12 protein-coding genes are annotated in these 15,779 nt (G+C 44.8%); 4 read left to right on the top strand and 8 right to left on the bottom strand.

The genetic code is table 11. The features are described 5' to 3' along the window. Nucleotides 1–149 precede the first annotated feature (149 nt). From V7L05_RS07450 to V7L05_RS07440, 3 genes are all read left to right on the top strand, one after another. On the top strand, nt 150–2,207 hold the full coding sequence (locus V7L05_RS07450) for a serine/threonine-protein kinase (RefSeq protein WP_335163257.1): 2,058 nt from the start codon (nt 150–152) through the stop codon (nt 2,205–2,207). A gap of 119 nt (nt 2,208–2,326) precedes the next feature. Further along, a complete protein-coding gene (locus V7L05_RS07445; RefSeq protein WP_335163255.1) occupies nt 2,327–2,932 on the top strand; it encodes a Uma2 family endonuclease in 606 nt (201 codons plus the stop codon). A gap of 216 nt (nt 2,933–3,148) precedes the next feature. Next, on the top strand, nt 3,149–3,448 hold the full coding sequence (locus V7L05_RS07440; RefSeq protein ID WP_335163253.1) for a WGxxGxxG family protein: 300 nt from the start codon (nt 3,149–3,151) through the stop codon (nt 3,446–3,448). A 156-nt stretch (nt 3,449–3,604) separates the two neighbouring features. On the opposite strand, the gene V7L05_RS07435 is transcribed toward V7L05_RS07440, so the two are convergent. The 3 genes from V7L05_RS07435 to V7L05_RS07425 all read right to left on the bottom strand — a co-directional run bounded on the left by V7L05_RS07435 (nt 3,605) and on the right by V7L05_RS07425 (nt 9,315). Next, nucleotides 3,605–4,816 carry an RNA-guided endonuclease InsQ/TnpB family protein gene (locus tag V7L05_RS07435; protein ID WP_335163252.1) on the bottom strand — a complete coding sequence of 404 codons (1,212 nt, stop codon included), beginning with the start codon at nt 4,814–4,816 and terminating at the stop codon, nt 3,605–3,607. A 292-nt stretch (nt 4,817–5,108) separates the two neighbouring features. Next, entirely contained in the window at nt 5,109–7,799 is a 2,691-nt protein-coding gene (locus V7L05_RS07430) for a chloride channel protein (RefSeq protein WP_335163251.1), read from the bottom strand. 205 nt (nt 7,800–8,004) lie between these two features. Then, a complete protein-coding gene (locus tag V7L05_RS07425; RefSeq protein ID WP_335163249.1) occupies nt 8,005–9,315 on the bottom strand; it encodes a TldD/PmbA family protein in 1,311 nt (436 codons plus the stop codon). Nucleotides 9,316–9,689: 374 nt separating this feature from the next. On the opposite strand from V7L05_RS07425, the gene V7L05_RS07420 reads away from it, so the two are divergent. After that, nucleotides 9,690–9,848, top strand: coding sequence for a hypothetical protein (locus tag V7L05_RS07420; protein ID WP_335163247.1), 159 nt, complete (start codon nt 9,690–9,692; stop codon nt 9,846–9,848). Here the strand turns inward: V7L05_RS07420 and V7L05_RS07415 are convergent. The 5 genes from V7L05_RS07415 to V7L05_RS07395 all read right to left on the bottom strand — a co-directional run bounded on the left by V7L05_RS07415 (nt 9,828) and on the right by V7L05_RS07395 (nt 15,616). Further along, nucleotides 9,828–10,688, bottom strand: a complete 861-nt coding sequence (locus V7L05_RS07415) for a Tab2/Atab2 family RNA-binding protein (RefSeq protein ID WP_334944342.1) — start codon at nt 10,686–10,688, stop codon at nt 9,828–9,830. The genes V7L05_RS07420 and V7L05_RS07415 overlap by 21 nt on opposite strands. Further along, nucleotides 10,636–10,854, bottom strand: a complete 219-nt coding sequence (locus V7L05_RS07410; RefSeq protein ID WP_335163245.1) for a hypothetical protein — start codon at nt 10,852–10,854, stop codon at nt 10,636–10,638. The genes V7L05_RS07415 and V7L05_RS07410 overlap by 53 nt, the downstream gene beginning before the upstream one ends. 567 nt (nt 10,855–11,421) lie before the next feature. Beyond that, complete coding sequence (locus V7L05_RS07405; RefSeq protein WP_335163243.1) at nt 11,422–12,810, bottom strand: ABC transporter ATP-binding protein; 1,389 nt, start codon at nt 12,808–12,810, stop codon at nt 11,422–11,424. Nucleotides 12,811–12,949: 139 nt separating this feature from the next. Further along, a complete protein-coding gene (locus tag V7L05_RS07400; RefSeq protein ID WP_335163241.1) occupies nt 12,950–14,683 on the bottom strand; it encodes an ABC transporter permease in 1,734 nt (577 codons plus the stop codon). A 285-nt stretch (nt 14,684–14,968) separates the two neighbouring features. Further along, nucleotides 14,969–15,616 carry an HAD-IA family hydrolase gene (locus V7L05_RS07395; protein ID WP_335163239.1) on the bottom strand — a complete coding sequence of 216 codons (648 nt, stop codon included), beginning with the start codon at nt 15,614–15,616 and terminating at the stop codon, nt 14,969–14,971. Nucleotides 15,617–15,779: the final 163 nt, after the last annotated feature.

Here is a 15,779-nt window from a genome sequence, read left to right as displayed (position 1 = left end):
ACTATTTACAAACGCTAACTAATATTAAGTAATTCCCCAATCCCCAGAACAGGGTTTTCTACCACAAGTAAGCGAGAGCTAATTTTTTTTTCAGGGAAAGTTCGGGGCAAACTTAGCCGAAGTTGTCATGCAGTCGCGCCTGTCAGATCATGATCTGCTGCTTAAATCCCGATTGCTCAAATCCCCTGAATCCCAATGGAAAGAAGTTTTGCCAAAGTTGTAACACCCCATTGGTGTCACTTTTAAGAAATCGCTTCCGTGTCATCCGAGTCCTTTCAGATGAGGGGGGATTTGGCAGAACCTATCTATCAGAAGATGTAGATAAACTCAATGAACGCTGTGTTATCAAGCAATTAGCTCCAAAATTCCAAGGAACTTGGTCGCAAAAAAAGGCGATGGAGTTGTTTGCTGAAGAAGCGCAGCGACTACAAGACCTTGGGGAACATCCCCAAATTCCGACTTTGCTAGCTTACTTTGAGCAAGAGGGCTGCTTGTATTTGGTGCAGCAGTATATCAATGGAGAAAATTTGTTAAAGGAGTTGCAACAGCGCAAGGGGTATAACGCTAGGGAAATTCAATCTATTTTGCTAGATTTACTACCCATCCTGAAATTTATCCACGATCGCAAAGTCATTCATCGGGATATCAAGCCAGAAAATATTATCCGTCATAAAAGTGATGGGCGATTAAGCTTGATTGATTTTGGTTCCTCAAAGCAATTCACCGCCAAAGTTCAGCATAAATCTGGCACATCCATTGGTTCACATGGCTATTCCCCCCTAGAACAAATTAGAGATGGTAAAGCTTTCCCCGCCAGTGACTTATTCGGTTTGGGCGCTACCTGTTTTCATCTGCTAACGGGAAATTCCCCCTTTCAGTTATGGATGGAATCTGGGTACGCCTGGGTGAGTAATTGGCGGGAATATTTGCGGAGTCCATTAACTCCTGAGTTGGATTTTGTGATCGACAAGCTTTTGAAAAAAGACATCCAAGAACGTTACCAGTCAGCCGATGAAGTTCTCAGAGACTTGATTCCAAAGCAACTCCTGGCACTGCCACCAGCTGGTAAATCGTCTGGGAAAATACCACCAACTAAAGCCCCAGATTTACCAAAAAGTTATCCCTTACTGAGAATTTTAATCTTAATAAGTGCTTTGATTCTGTTGTTCGGCTTTGGAGAATCTTGGTATAAACATTTTCGCCAGATTCAGAGGAGTTTGTTCTCTAGGCTGAGTCAGCATAATAGCTTTGGCAAAGATCAGGCGCTTTTAGGTGAACCACCAAAGATTACTTTGGGCGAGGTTTCCTTAGTTAACACCCTCCAAGGACACGAAAGCTCAGTTTTATCTGTCGCCATCAGCCCCGATGGGAAAACCATTGCCAGCAGTGGCGGCGATCGCACAATCAAACTTTGGAATCTCGCAACCGGAAAACAAATCTCTTTACTCAAGGGGCATTCGCAGCAGGTGAATGTTGTGGCGATCAGCCCAGATGGGAAAACTTTGGTTAGTGGTAGTGATGACAAGACGATCAAAATCTGGAATCTGGCAACGCGAAAGCTAATTCGCACTTTGTCAGGGCATTCTGACTCAGTTCATGCCCTCGCCATCAGTGCTGATAGCGAGACTCTGGTTAGTGGCAGTGATGACAACACGATCAAAATCTGGGATTTAGCAACAGGAGAGCAAATTCGGACACTGCTAGGGCATACATTCTGGGTGCGATCGGTAGCCATCAGCCCCGATGCGATGATTCTTGCCAGTGGCAGTTTTGACAAGACGATCAAAATCTGGAATCTGACAAAGGGATACTCAATCCGTACACTAGAGGGAAATTCTCAAACAGTAACAGCCGTAGCTATTAGTCCAGATGGTAAAACTTTAGCCAGTGCTAGCCGCGATGTCTACGACGGGCAACGCCTACGCACCATCAAGCTTTGGAATCTAGTTACCGGAAAAGAAATTCGCACACTGGCGGGACATGGCAACACTATTACATCCATAGCCTTTAGTGCCGATGGTAAAATTATTGCTAGTGGTAGCCGCGATCGCACCATCAAACTCTGGAATCCAGCCACAGGAGAAGAAATTCTCACATTAACGGGACATACTAACACCGTGACATCTGTCACCTTCAGTCCTGATAGCAAAACCCTTGTCAGTGGTAGTGAGGACAGCACTATTAAGATTTGGCGGTTGTCTCAGTGAAATCGACGGTTAGAAACATTTACCTGAAAATTCCTGTAATCTAAAATCGTTCGACTGAGCGAACGCGAACAGCGTCTCGTAGAGAAGTCGAAGTCTAAAATCTAAAATCCAAAATTGGTATGAATGCTCTAACTTTACATTTCCCTCCGGCGCTGAAATTGACAGACGAAGAATTTGAACAGCTGATTGCTGTTAATCAGGAGTTACGACTGGAATTAACTGCTCAAGGAGAATTAGTTATTATGTCACCCACCGGGGGAGAAACTGGAGAGCGTAACTTGGATATAGAAGGTCAATTATGGTTATGGAACCGTCAAAATAAGCTCGGAAAAGCGTTTAATTCTTCTACAGGTTTTAAGTTGCCAAATGGTGCAACTCGTTCTCCTGATGCGTCTTGGGTAAAGATGGAAAGATGGGAAGCTCTCACGCCACAGCAAAGAAAGAAATTTCCACCTTTATGTCCTGATTTTGTAGTGGAATTAGTTTCTGAAACTGATGATTTAGAAGATACCCAAGCAAAAATGCGGGAATATATCAAGAATGGTTTGCGTCTAGGTTGGTTGATTAATCCTAAAAATAGGCAAGTAGAAATTTATCGCTCTAACCAACCAGTGGAAGTTTTACAATCTCCCCGAAATCTATCAGGTGAAGATGTATTACCAGGATTTTTATTAGATTTTAGAACCGATTTTTGGATAATATCGAAACAGAATTCAGGATTTTAGCTTCTGAAATCGAGCTAGCTTTAATGTAATCGGTAACTTCAGTATTGCATAATTTACCATACACGGTAATTTCTTGTATGCCAAAATGCTTATTTGCTTGAACACAAATCCAACTTGAAGTGGATTTATATTTGCAGCTAAAGATTGATGCTGGCGCTGTCATAACTTAATAAACTTTAACTATTACTTGCAGCAATTCAATTGAGGAATGTGATCGTGAAACGCTTTAATATCTCCAAAATTTTGGGAAGTAGTGTTCTAGCTCTAAGTTTAGCTACCTTGCCCACAGTTCTACCTGCTTCTGCTCAGACAACAACCACTCCTGATGCTACAGTTAGGGATACTACTACAAACCGCACTGCTACCGACAGAAATTATCGGGATGGTGATTGGGGTTTACTGGGCTTGCTCGGTTTATTTGGTCTGTTTGGTCGCAAGAGTCGTAGAGCCAATGATACTGTAGGTTATGGTGACTCTAATGTGGGAGGTTCCTCTGGCTCCCGTTCTAACTATTAATAACAAGTTGCATACAATTTGGCGTAAGTTCTAAAGATAATTACGGGTAAACAAAGCCTGCTGATGCAGGCTTTGTTTTTTGTTTTTGTTGTCAACTTATAGTTGCTATTCCAATCCTAATAGTTGTAAAAAATGTAGACAAATATCTAACAACTTTTACTTAGGAAGTTTTACCTTCACTGGGGAAACTACAATCCCCTTTATCCCTTGGGCAAACGCTTCAGGGATTGCTTTTCTCAAGATATTTAACGATCCATTTATATCTGCATTAAGTAAACTACCTCCTTCAGATTTGTAAAGACCTCGCTTAATTCTTTTACCAGAAAAAGTATGAAAACTGCCTTTTTGGTAGCTAGGAATTAAATCTTGATCTAGAAAACTTGCCTGAGATGTATAGCTTTCCTCATTGACAATTACTTGAATTCCAACTAACTCGGCTTTGTAAGTAATCTGGTCAATAAATCTGGCGTGAGGTACTTGTACAAAGTTTTGATTGTTACGACTGCCTATAGCAATTTCTTGTTTCCAGCCTTCGTTTTTACCAATAACTAAAGTTCCGATATTTAATTCAATTAATTTATTGATTAAATATCTACTGGCTTTGTGCAAGTAATCATCAACTTTAAAATTCCGTTTAGTACAAAGCTTTTGTAATTGCTTAGAAGTTCCACTTTTCAGAATAGCTTGAAAAAGTGCTTTTTGTCTATTGAAAAAGTGATTGATAGATTTTAAAGGTCTGCCATTTATCAGGAACGGTACTAAACCGGACTGATTGAAAGTTACAGCCGCTAAATTATTCAATCCTAAATCTATGCTAGCAATTTTACTTTGATCAAGAAGATGAGGTTCTATTTCTTTGTTGTAAACAATTTCAACAATATAATGGTCAAGCTTTGGTACTATTCTAACTTGTGCAATATTATTAGCTTTTGTTCTCAGTACAATTTTCGTCTGACTTAACTTAATCAAACCTTTTACTAGCGCCGGTTTGGACAAAGCTTGAACAGTATAAACAACTAAGTTTCTACCTTCAACTTTATTTTTATATTTGGGTAACTTTGGCTTACTTAAAAACTTGGATGGATTCTTTTCGTAAGCTTTTAAAGCAGCTGGAAAACTTTTCCAATTTCTGTCTAGAACCATTAAAATTTGTTGACTTACTTTCGCAGGCATTGCTTTATAATCAACAGATTCTTGAGTGAGTTTTTGAACCTGATTATAATTCAGAATTTTACCTGTCTTAAATAGATTTTGTCTAATCAAGTAGTTAGACGCATTGTAAAGGTTTTTAGACAGAAAGCATAAGTGATCAATTTCTTGGTAGTACCTATGAGAACTCTTGATTACGTGTTTTTCAACTAACTGCATTCCTCCTCCTGCAAGCATTTAACAATACATTCAGTTTTATGGGTTTTTCCATTCCAGTAGTTAGCTGAGTTGCGTTTAAATCTCCGCGTTTCCACATTCGCAATCGCTTTTTATAGCTCACACCTATTGATTTAGGGTAATCCGATAATTTCATACTTGTTTTTCGACCTATGTAACCATTCTCAACCATTTGGCTACATTTATCACTACTTGTCTATAAAATCAGTGAAGTTTACCAATACCAATAATTTTTTCTCTGATTATTGGTATATTTATTTTATCGTAAGTAAAATCAATATTTATTGTTAATTGCACCCCTAACCAAAATTACTGTACTTTCTACGCCAGAAGCGATCGCTTCGGGAATATTACCTTGAATCGCCTGCTGCAACAATCCCTCACGCGAAGCTCCCACAACTACAACATCGTAACCTTCGGTTTTCACTAGGTTAATTACACCTTCTGCAACTGAATTAGCTTCGACTGGGAGAGCAACTACAGTACTCGGCAATTTGCGGCGACGCATCAAATGGCGGATGGCTTGTTCTGAAATTGACATATCTGGCTTGAGTTCAGATGGCTTAAACACCTGTGTCAGGCGAATTTGTGGATCATTTGCCAATGTCAGTAAAGCTGGGAGCAATTTAATCGCCAGTCGAGAATTGGGACCGCCAGCTATTGGAACTAACCAGCGATTGAAGGAGTGGGGAGTGGGGAGTGGGGAGTGGGGAGTTGGCACAGAGGCGATTAATCGCGTCTGTACTGGGGAGTGGGGAGTAGTGCCTAATTTTACTAACACTACTTCGCAGGTGGCTTGGCGAATTATGGTGTCTACAACGTTGCCAAAAATCCGACCAGGGGTAGATGTGCCACCTTTCCATCCCATTAAGATGAGGTCGATGTGTTCTTCGTTGATTGTCTCCAAAATTGCCTGGGCGACATCATGGGTAACTCGAATCTGCGTGTGCAGGGGAATTTCCCATTTTTTTGCTAAGACTTCCGCCTGTCGTAGCAAGCGGCGACTTTTTGCCGTTCTTACCTCTGTTTCCGATGGGGAACTGTGGCGGGGTATGAGCATCACTTGCACGCAATCTATTTCATAATGGCGATCGCGGGCAATAGCTGCTGCCATTTCTAATAAAATACCGGCTGTTTCGGGATTAGCTACTGGCACTAATAATCTACCTCTGCCGATGCTGGGCGATCGCGTTTGGTAAACTATGTATGAAGGATCTGGTCGTAGTCTTGGGGTGTCATTTTCACCATTAAGATGGTCTGCTTCCGCCCGAATAATATCTCCACGGGTAATAATTCCAATCAGTTTCCGTCCATTTACCACTGGTAAGCGACTGATTTGATAGCGATCCAGTAAATACAGCACATTGCCCAATGTGTGGATGGGTGTTACGCTCATCGGAGCGGCGGTCATAATTTCCCGTAAGGGAGTATCGTTTGCTAAGTTGCGATCGCGGATATTGAATAAATCTGATTGCGTCACAATCCCTACAAGCTTACTGTTTTCTACCACTGGAAAGCCACGATGGTGGGAACGGGCGAATGCTTGGATCACTTCATCTAAAGGCATCTCTGTATCCAGAGTTTCTACTTGTTGCTGCATGACATCTTTGGCAGTCAAATTTGTCATTATCCCCCCCGCAGGTGCCGCTTTTTCGATAGTTATGCCATTCCACGCTAAAAGTTTGTCGTATAGTGATCCTGGCTCTAACTTTTCGGCGACTAGATACGACGTCGCACAACCAATCATTAAGGGCAGCACTAAGTTGAAATTTGTAGTCATTTCAAACACAATTATTATCCCCGTGATTGGCACTCTGGCCACCGCAGTAAAAAATGCCCCCATTCCTGCCAAAGCGTAGGTAATTGGTAATCCAGTCACAATCCCGAAAGGAACAAGCAGACTGTGTTCTCCCATACCCACCAAGTAGCCAAGGGCAGCCCCAAGGGTCAAAGCGGGGGCAAATAATCCTCCGGGTACACCAGAGCCATAGGCTACCAAGGTGAGGATAAACTGGGATAAAAAGGCGATCGCGGCCATTGACCAGCTAGCCTCACCTGTAATTAAAATTTCCCGCAGTCCCGTATTATCTCGAAAGGCTAGCGGTAGTAATGCCACAATCATCCCCGACACTAGCCCAGCTAGTGCCACACGAGCCGGTAATCCAAAACGTAGAGAGCGGCGGTAAACAGTTAAGCTGGCAATAATCCCGCGATTGAACAGCGCCCCCATCAACCCAGCTACAATCCCCAACACCAAATAGAAAGGAATATCTTGAACAAAAAACTCTGTTTTGGAAGCAGTTAATGCTAGATTCAGATCCAGGCTGCGACCACCCAATAAGCGCGAGACGACGGCACCGATAAAAGAAGCCAGAATTGCAGTGCCGAGAGTAAATTCCGAGAAATCCTGTAACAGTTCTTCGACGACAAACAACACACCTGCAATCGGCGTATTGAAGGCAGCCGCTAACCCTGCTCCTGCACCAGCCGCAATCAACTGGCGGCGGTGGTCTGGTGAAGTCGGAAACCACCGACTGAGTTGAGCTGCTAAAGCGGCGCTCACCTGAACTGTTGGGCCTTCCCGCCCTAAAGCTAGCCCAGAACCCAGTGCCAGAATACCACCGACTAACTTCACCAGAGCAACCCGCAAATCTAAAGCAATTGGTATGCGGGCTAGGACTGCTTTGACTTGAGGAATACCGCTCCCGGAAGTTTCTGGGGCTACGCGCTCAACCAGCCATCCGGCGAGGAATCCAAAGGCGAGTCCGATACCGGGTAGCACAAACCAAGCTGGTAGCAACAGCGATGTCTGCACTCGCCAAGCACCTAGCAATCCCACCCCCGATTTAAGTAAGACTGCTGCAAGGGCTGAAACCAAACCAATCAGACAAGCTTCAAAAATTGCTAAACGACGCCGTGGTTGTAGCAGTTGCCGAAAGCGCTGGAAGATAGGTGTATACCACATGATGTCAAATCTCTTGGGTTATTCGGAGATGATTTACTAAACTTTCAACGAATCAAAGGCAATATTTGCTACTTGTAAAACCCGTTAAGTAAGTGGGCAAGGATAAATCAAACTTTGTTACGTAATGCAAATTTAATTATTCACACCCACTTACTTGCGATGAATTGATTCCATTCTGACTCCTGAATTCTGAATTCTTCTTCAATTAGCTTCTCCCCGTGGTGGATAGCCCTTCTACTATCAGAGATGGAGTATAACAAGAACCATTCCAATCAGCATCGTTGCCCAGTGTCACCAATTGCTTCAGGGCTGTGTAGACATTACCTGCAACCATCGTATCCTTAACACGCCCAATTACGTGACCATTTTGGACGCGGTAGCCTAAATCTACGTTGATCGAAAAATCTCCAGAAATACTGCCGCCACCACCCAACATTTGATCCACAATCAAGCCATCATCTAGTTGTTGAATCAAATCTGGTAGTGATGCCGAACCGGGCTGGATGAGAAAATTAAATAAACCAGGGGTGGGATAGCTGCCTAAACCAGGGCGAAAACCATTTCCAGTGGTGTCAGTACCGAGTTGGCGTCCGGTGATGCGATCGCCATAGAAATGCTGTAAAGTCCCGTTTTCGATAAATACTAAAGATTGAGTCGGACTGCCTTCATCATCGAAAGGACAACTGTAAGGGCCCGCTTCCGGGTCTTGGTAGAGGGTGAGGCTGGGTGCAACTACTAGGTTCCCCAAGTGTTCTGCCCAAGGGGAAGCTACTTCTAAAACTCGCTTGCCATTCAAAGCTGCTTGCACAGTGCCCCAAAGCATATCGGCGGCTTTAGAAGTGAACAAAACCGGGACGCGACCAGTAGGAGGTGAGACATTTTCTCTAGCCCAAATTAACCTCTGTAAAATTTGATTAGCTAATCTCTCCGGGTGGAGTTCGCCCCGCTTGGTTTGTCCATCAGCAACATTCAAAAAATCATCCCCACGCACCCATTCTGCTGATATATAGCAACTGAGGGTAGTATCAGTATAATGACAATCTAAACCTTTGGTATTAACTAGTCTAGTGGTTTCAATATCACATTCCCAGTCACCATTGCAAACAACATCTGGATAGGCATCACGGACGAGTGCGATCGCTTCTTTGCCCCAATCTACCAAAACTTCTATCGGCACACTTTCCCCTAAATCTGAGTAAGAGGGCTGAAAGTTAGAGCCTAATTCTACTGTTTCTGGATGATTGAGTTGACTCAGTGCCAGAGCTTTTTCCACCATTACTTCGGCAAGGACAGAACCGTAAGCCACCATGAGTCCCGGTCGCCCGTTTCGCCAAAGCCGTAGTGCTGTACCTTCAGATTGGTTGGTTTCTAGTTGTTTGAGTCGGTTTGCCTCAAAAAACACTGGACGAGAAAGCGATCGCGACTGATACACCTCAGCAGCTTCTGCTCCAGATTTTATAGCTAGTTCCAGCAGCTGTTCTGCTAGTGTATCTTGTGATAAATTTTCAGAACCCATGACCCTTAGTGAATTGTGGATTTTGAACCGTATATCAACGCTGTCTCTTGAAAGTCCGATCGCTAGGGATTGGACTTTCCATTGATGGACGCAGATAACTATCCAAAAATCATCAGCGTATTTCGGCAGTTGCAATTTATAACCGCAGATCAACGCTGATGGACGCAGTTAATTATCCCAAATCATCGCCATATCTCGACGTATCTAGTCATTGGTCATTAGTCATTGGTCATTAGTCATTGGTCATTAGTCATTAGTCATTGGTCATTTGTGAGGGACTTCCAAGAAATAAATTATCCATCTTGTGGCGTGGGCATCCTGCCCGCCCTGAGTATAGGACGGGTGAGGACACCCATCCCACAAGAAAATTTGGGATGTTTTTTTATTTGGAAGTCCCTCATTCTCCACCCATGCCCCATGCCCAATATCCAATGCCCCATGCCCAATGCCCCATGCCCCATGCCCCATGCCCAATGCCCCATGCCCCATGCCCAATGCCCCATGCCCAATTTTCAAAGATTAACCTCTTGTAACAGCCAAAAACCAGCAAAAGATTCTGCCTTGGGATCAGACTGTACACCAATAAAATGCACTCCGTTAGCTTTTTGCTTGGCTTCTTCAAAACCTTTGGCCTCTGCTAATATCTGAGGTTTTTTGATATTTGCCACAATCCAGCTTTCAGTTACACCAGTTTCTAAAAGCAATCTTGCCTCTTCGCTGGTATCAAATCTTAAGAAAGCTAACTCCAAACCAGACATCCAGCCTGCCAAAGGCAACGCTCTCGGTGAGAAAATCAAAATACCAGGAATCCGGGCTTCGGGTGAAACTTGCGCCAACTCCAGGGGGAAAGCTTCACCAAAGCCAATTTCCCACTCTGGCATTTCTGCCAAAGCCGCAGCATCTAAGGTAACAAATACCCACTGCTGTCCTTCCAAAGCATCTGGTAAACGTTGTGGCAAAGGTTTTTCTAACCGGACTGAGGGATTAGTCCCCCCTTGATACCCTGGTTCTTGAGGATACACTTCCTCCATACGCTGTTCTAACCATTGGTTAAGAACCAAAGTGCGGCGGCTAGGCTGGGCGGGAATGCCCAAGTCTTGGCAAGCTTTAGTAATCATATTGTTCATTTGGCGGCGGAAAAAGCGGATTTTAATTGGTGCTTTTCCAGCTTGGTTAATAGCCTCCTGCAATGCTGTCCGCAACCAGCCAGAATTTACCTGGGTACTGGGACAATATTGAGCATAGCGAAACAAAGAATCTGCTTTTGTGCTGATATCCAAGGGGCTTTCGCAGACTAAGACTTCCCAAATTTTTTTCTGATTAGCGTCCAAAATCGGACGGGAGTAAAAATCGATTTCCCAAATACTGCCCATGTTTTGCGGTAAAAATCTGGCTGTTATGTTTTCCTGATATTTTGATCATACGGGTCTTAGGGCAGCATTTGGTATTGGGAATTGGGCATTGGGCATTGGGCATTGGGCATTGGGCATTGGGGATTAATGAAGTTCCGAGGTTCATGAATGGAGTTCCGAGGTTCATGAATGGAGTTCCGAGGTTCATGAATGGAGTTCCGAGGTTCATGAATGGAGTTCTGAGGTTCATGAATGGAGTTCTGAGGTTCATGAATGGAGTTCTGAGGTTTATTAATGAAGTCCCGAGGTTCATGAATGGAGTTCTGAGGTTTATTAATGGAGTTCCGAGGTTCATGAATGGAGTTCTAACTCTTTCTTATCCCCCTTATCCCTCATCGTTTGAGTAGAACATAGGAAGTTTTTGGAGTAATTAGGTTTTGCAATGAGTCGGGAATTGATCAGGCGATCGCTCTTGAAGAGGTTTACTGTCTCCATACATACTATTTATAGTAAGTACTTGACGCTGTAAGACTTGGAAAAAATGCAAGCTACAGTATCTCAGCGATCGCATGAAACTATTTAATGGAATTAGAAGATTATTTTGAGTTTTTAGACCCAGATGACATCGTATCAAAGGCCATCGCATTGGTATTGATAATGTGATTCAATGAGGGGCGGAGTCTAATAGCTCCCCTCGACTCTACCCAAAGTATCCCCCTCATCCCCCTCATCCCCCTCATCTCCCTCATCCCTCTCATCCCTCAATCGATTCCGATTCACGAGTTTGCGCTACTACTGGCTCCGGCAGATACAGTCTATCTTCACTAGCATCATACTCAAACAGTTCGGCATAACGCCCCCAATCTACGGCTGTGGCAAATTGCCGCTCGGCTTCTTCATGGGGATAGTATTCTTCAAGTAAATCGATAAAGAAATCCGCACGCATTGACCGATTCCGTTTTTCCCGCAATGTCTGCACCATGCTAACTACGACTGGCACATTTGACAACACCTGCTGCCGGAACAAGTCTTTACTGCGAAGAATGGTTGTGGTGGCAAAATCTTGCCCAATCTCGGTCAGCTTAACATCTCCCTGTGCAACTTCCGCAAACCCCAGCATCACAGTTGCATCAAGCATCGGTAGCAAATCATCCACCGATAGTTGGATTCGTTCTGCTAGGCGAGGAATATCATCCTTGCCCTCTGGTTGATCCACAATTAACTCCAGTAGACCGCTAATACCACCGATTCTGACGTGGGGCAGGGGTTTTGCATAGGGCGATTGTTGGATTGTGCTAGGCGATCGCGATACTTCTACAGGTGATGTGGATGCTGCAACAGCCCCACTCACTTCCACTTCTGGGTTAGTCATCACCGTGTAAATATAGTCTATCAGCGATTTGAAGCGGATGCTGGTACGGTCATGAGGTCGTGGCATATCAATCACAACCTCACCGCGAATATGCCCCGGATTTGATCCCAATATAATTACCCGATCTGCCAGAAACAGCGCTTCTTCAATGTTGTGAGTGACAATCAAAATGCTTTTAGAGGGAAAAGTGCCAGCATTCCATAAATCATCAATTTCACCCCGCAGGTTCTCAGCCGTCAACACATCTAGGGCGCTGAATGGCTCATCCATAAATAGTACTTGCGGCTCCAGCACAAATGCTCTGGCAAAACCAACTCGCTGCCTCATCCCCCCAGATAACTCTTTAGGATAGGCACTCTCAAAACCATCTAAGCCCACCAAGTCAATGGCTTTAAGCGCTCGTTGTCGTCGCTCATCCCGACCGACACCCTGCGCGTCTAGCCCTAACTCGACGTTTTCCTGTACTGTCAGCCAGGGCAGTAGTGCAAAGCTTTGAAATACCATTGCTACACCAGGGTTAGCACCTTGCAGGTGTTTCCCATTGCTGATCACCTTTCCTTCACTTGGGGGAATCAAGCCTGCCATAATTCGCAGTAAGGTACTTTTGCCACTGCCACTGCGCCCCAGCAACGCTAGGACTTCACCCGTAGCTACTGTCAGATTAATATTGCGGAGAACGTTAAACTCACCTTTGCCCTCTGGCCGAGGAAAACTCTTATTGACCTGTTCGACAGCGATTAGTACGTTATTAATAACTTGCGTAGATGTCATACTTGCTCCTCTAGTCACACAATGCAAGGATTTTGCGAAAAGTTGCGTGCGGGGGTTCCCCCCGTTGAGCAAACTTTTCAAGACAGATTTTAGATTTTAGATTCCAAAATTTAAAATCTAAAATTCGGTGAGCGATGGTTTAAAGATGGTATTTGGTTTCTGCTAGTTCATACAGTCGTCGCCAAAACACTCTGTTCAGGCCGACAACAAATAGGCTCATCATCCCAATCCCCAGTGTAATGCGAGGCCAGTCACCTGCTGCTGTTGCCTGAGCAATATATGCTCCCAACCCATTGGCCGTCAGGGTGGTTGACCCCCAAGCGACAATCTCTGAGACAATGCTGGCGTTCCATGCCCCACCGGTAGCAGTGACCCCACCTGTTACCCAGGCGGAGAAGATGCCGGGAATGATTAACTTACGCCACAGCCGCCAACCACGTAAACCAAGGCTGGTTGCCATCTCGCGTAGATCCGTTGGGATGCTCATCGCTCCAGCAATGGAGTTGAAGAGGATGTACCACTGGGCGCCTAGTGACATCAACAGAATACTACCCCAATCAATGCTGATATGGGAACGGATGAAGAATAGTGTAGCAAAGGGAAAGATAAAGTTTGCTGGAAAGGAGGCCAGGAATTGCACCACGGGCTGCAACAAAGTTGCCAGTCGGGGATTAAACCCAATTGCCACTCCCACGGGTGTCCAAACTAGAGTTGCAAATACCAGCAATACCAGTACACGTAACAGAGTCAGTAATGCCAGTCCAAAAGTCTTGAGGACTTCACCCAGTCCCACTGTTGTGACAATGAAGTGCAACCCGACAACCAACAGCCCTCCAATCACAGCCAGCAGTATAAAGTTATAGAGGCGATCGCCCATTTCATGGCGATTAGTCTCCACATATCGGGGAGTCTGCGGTGGCGTGAGCAATGATAGAATCCGGTTGATAGCTTCAGCCAAAGGAGCTAGCGCCCGCCCCAGCAGACGAGGAATTCGGGCTGCTTTTAGCAGATCGTAGACCCAGGATTCAGGCGGTTGTGCGGCTGCACTCTGTTCCAAACGGAACTTATCTGCCCAGGCGATTAACGGTCGCCAGAACAGTTGATTTACCAGCACAATCACTACCGCGATCGTCAATAGCGCCCAACCTAGAGCAGGTAAATTCTCAGCGACAACTGCGGCTGCTACATAGGAGCCAATTCCCGGTAGTGTGTATTCTTGCTTCAGTACGCTGATCGCTTCACTGGCAGCGACAAAAAACCAGCCACCTCCAAAACTCATCATTGCATTCCAAAGCAGCCCAATCATCGCTGTAGGCAATTCCAGTTTGGTGAATCGTTGCCATCCCGACAACCGATAGAGTTTCACGGCCTCATCCAGTTCCGGTGGCAGTGTTCTCAGTGAGTGGTAGAAGGAAAAGGTCATGTTCCAGACCTGACTGGTGAAAATTGCAAAAATCGATGCTGCCTCCAGTCCTAATAGGCTTCCGGGAAACAGGGCAATAAAACCTGTAACCGTGATCGACAAAAAGCCTAGTACCGGAACCGACTGCAAGATATCGAGTAGTGGGATCAGAACTCGTTCAGCGCGGCGGCTTTTGGCAGCAATGTAGCCATAAATTAAGGTGAACAGCGTTGAGTAAAACAGGGCAATAAACATTCGCAGGGTTGAGCGCCCAGCATAATACGGTAGATTACGCGGGTCGAGGCTGATACCTGGCACCACATCTGGTGGTACAAAGCTCACCAACGTTCCAGCACCGACACGCGCAATTAGCGCCAGCAGAACCAATGTGCCCAGAATAAGGGCAATATCAGCTAGGCCAAAAGGGAACCGTCGCAGTGCTTCAGGGGAAGGAAAAGTTTGCTTCAGCATTTAAGGATAATTACGGGGCTGGCATACCTTTTGAGCTAATAATCAGACATTATTAGCCTCAGTGTACAAGGGCAAATAATCTAACCTATGGTCAGAATACCATCATCAAATCCTTCAAAGTGATATCCTCCCGTGTTGTGACGCGTGCGGGTAACAATCAGGAGAACGAAAAGATTTCCAGAAGCCCGATCAAACTTTTCGAGTAACTCTGTGGCGATCGCGATAAAATTCGCAGGTGTGCGATCGTGTCAGCCCAAACCCTTATTCTTCCGTCACCTATCTCCCTCATTTCCCACGATTGATCCAAACACCTCTGAGTCCAGATGCTTTCGCTCCTTGGTAATCTTCTATGATGCTATCGCCAATATGCCATGCTGCCTCTGGGGAACATTTATGTTTGTCTAAGGCAATGGCAAAAATTTGAGGATCAGGTTTAGCTGCACGTACCTGGGTAGAAATGGTGACGGAGGTAAAAAACTCTCTCAATCCCAAACTTTGCAATACTGAGTAAATCCGAGAATCGAAATTGGACAGCACCCCCAAACTAACTCCCAACCGCCGCCAGTTAATTAAAGCTGGTAAGACATCGGGATAGACAAACCAGGGTTCGCCAGTGCCAAAGTGGATGTAAAGTTCACTAAAAAAAGCCGAAAAGTCAGAAAATTCCTTGAGAACACCTGCACCTTCAAAAGTGTTCAGGGCAATTATCCGCCACCAATCAAACTCGCGCTGGGGAATATCTTGCACTTCTGCATCTGGAAATATTGGCGGCGGTGCTGCTTTAAAGCTTTGGATGAACGTTGTATTTAATCTTTCGGCTGGAACTGTAACGCCAAATTCCTCAGCTATCTGACTATAAACTTCGCCCACACTACCTTTGACATCAAAGAGTGTACCCACAGCATCTAAAAAAATAACTTTCGGTTGTTCCATCAAAGTTTGAAGATTTTAAATCTTGAATTTTAGATTTTGCCTTGTTAAAAACTTTAGTACTCGACTAACTCAAAATTGAATCGGGACTGGGGCATCAATGCCCAATGACGCCAGTCGCTTCAAGTCGGGAAACCCGCCCAACGCGCTGGCTGCCCAATGCCCA

Origin of the sequence: Nostoc sp. (assembly GCF_036917755.1) — a bacterium.
Taxonomy (GTDB): domain Bacteria; phylum Cyanobacteriota; class Cyanobacteriia; order Cyanobacteriales; family Nostocaceae; genus Nostoc.
This window is presented reverse-complemented; position numbering and strand designations above follow the sequence as displayed.

Bases quoted from the DNA above. Each gene is read 5' to 3' on its own strand.
- V7L05_RS07450 (WP_335163257.1), top strand. From the start codon at position 150: ATGATCTGCTGCTTAAATCCCGATTGCTCAAATCCCCTGAATCCCAAT.
- V7L05_RS07445 (WP_335163255.1), top strand. From the start codon at position 2,327: ATGAATGCTCTAACTTTACATTTCCCTCCGGCGCTGAAATTGACAGAC.
- V7L05_RS07435 (WP_335163252.1), bottom strand. From the start codon at position 4,816: ATGCAGTTAGTTGAAAAACACGTAATCAAGAGTTCTCATAGGTACTAC.
- V7L05_RS07430 (WP_335163251.1), bottom strand. From the start codon at position 7,799: ATGTGGTATACACCTATCTTCCAGCGCTTTCGGCAACTGCTACAACCA.
- V7L05_RS07425 (WP_335163249.1), bottom strand. From the start codon at position 9,315: ATGGGTTCTGAAAATTTATCACAAGATACACTAGCAGAACAGCTGCTG.
- V7L05_RS07420 (WP_335163247.1), top strand. From the start codon at position 9,690: ATGTTTTTTTATTTGGAAGTCCCTCATTCTCCACCCATGCCCCATGCC.
- V7L05_RS07415 (WP_334944342.1), bottom strand. From the start codon at position 10,688: ATGGGCAGTATTTGGGAAATCGATTTTTACTCCCGTCCGATTTTGGAC.
- V7L05_RS07410 (WP_335163245.1), bottom strand. From the start codon at position 10,854: ATGAACCTCGGAACTCCATTCATGAACCTCGGAACTTCATTAATCCCC.
- V7L05_RS07405 (WP_335163243.1), bottom strand. From the start codon at position 12,810: ATGACATCTACGCAAGTTATTAATAACGTACTAATCGCTGTCGAACAG.
- V7L05_RS07400 (WP_335163241.1), bottom strand. From the start codon at position 14,683: ATGCTGAAGCAAACTTTTCCTTCCCCTGAAGCACTGCGACGGTTCCCT.
- V7L05_RS07395 (WP_335163239.1), bottom strand. From the start codon at position 15,616: ATGGAACAACCGAAAGTTATTTTTTTAGATGCTGTGGGTACACTCTTT.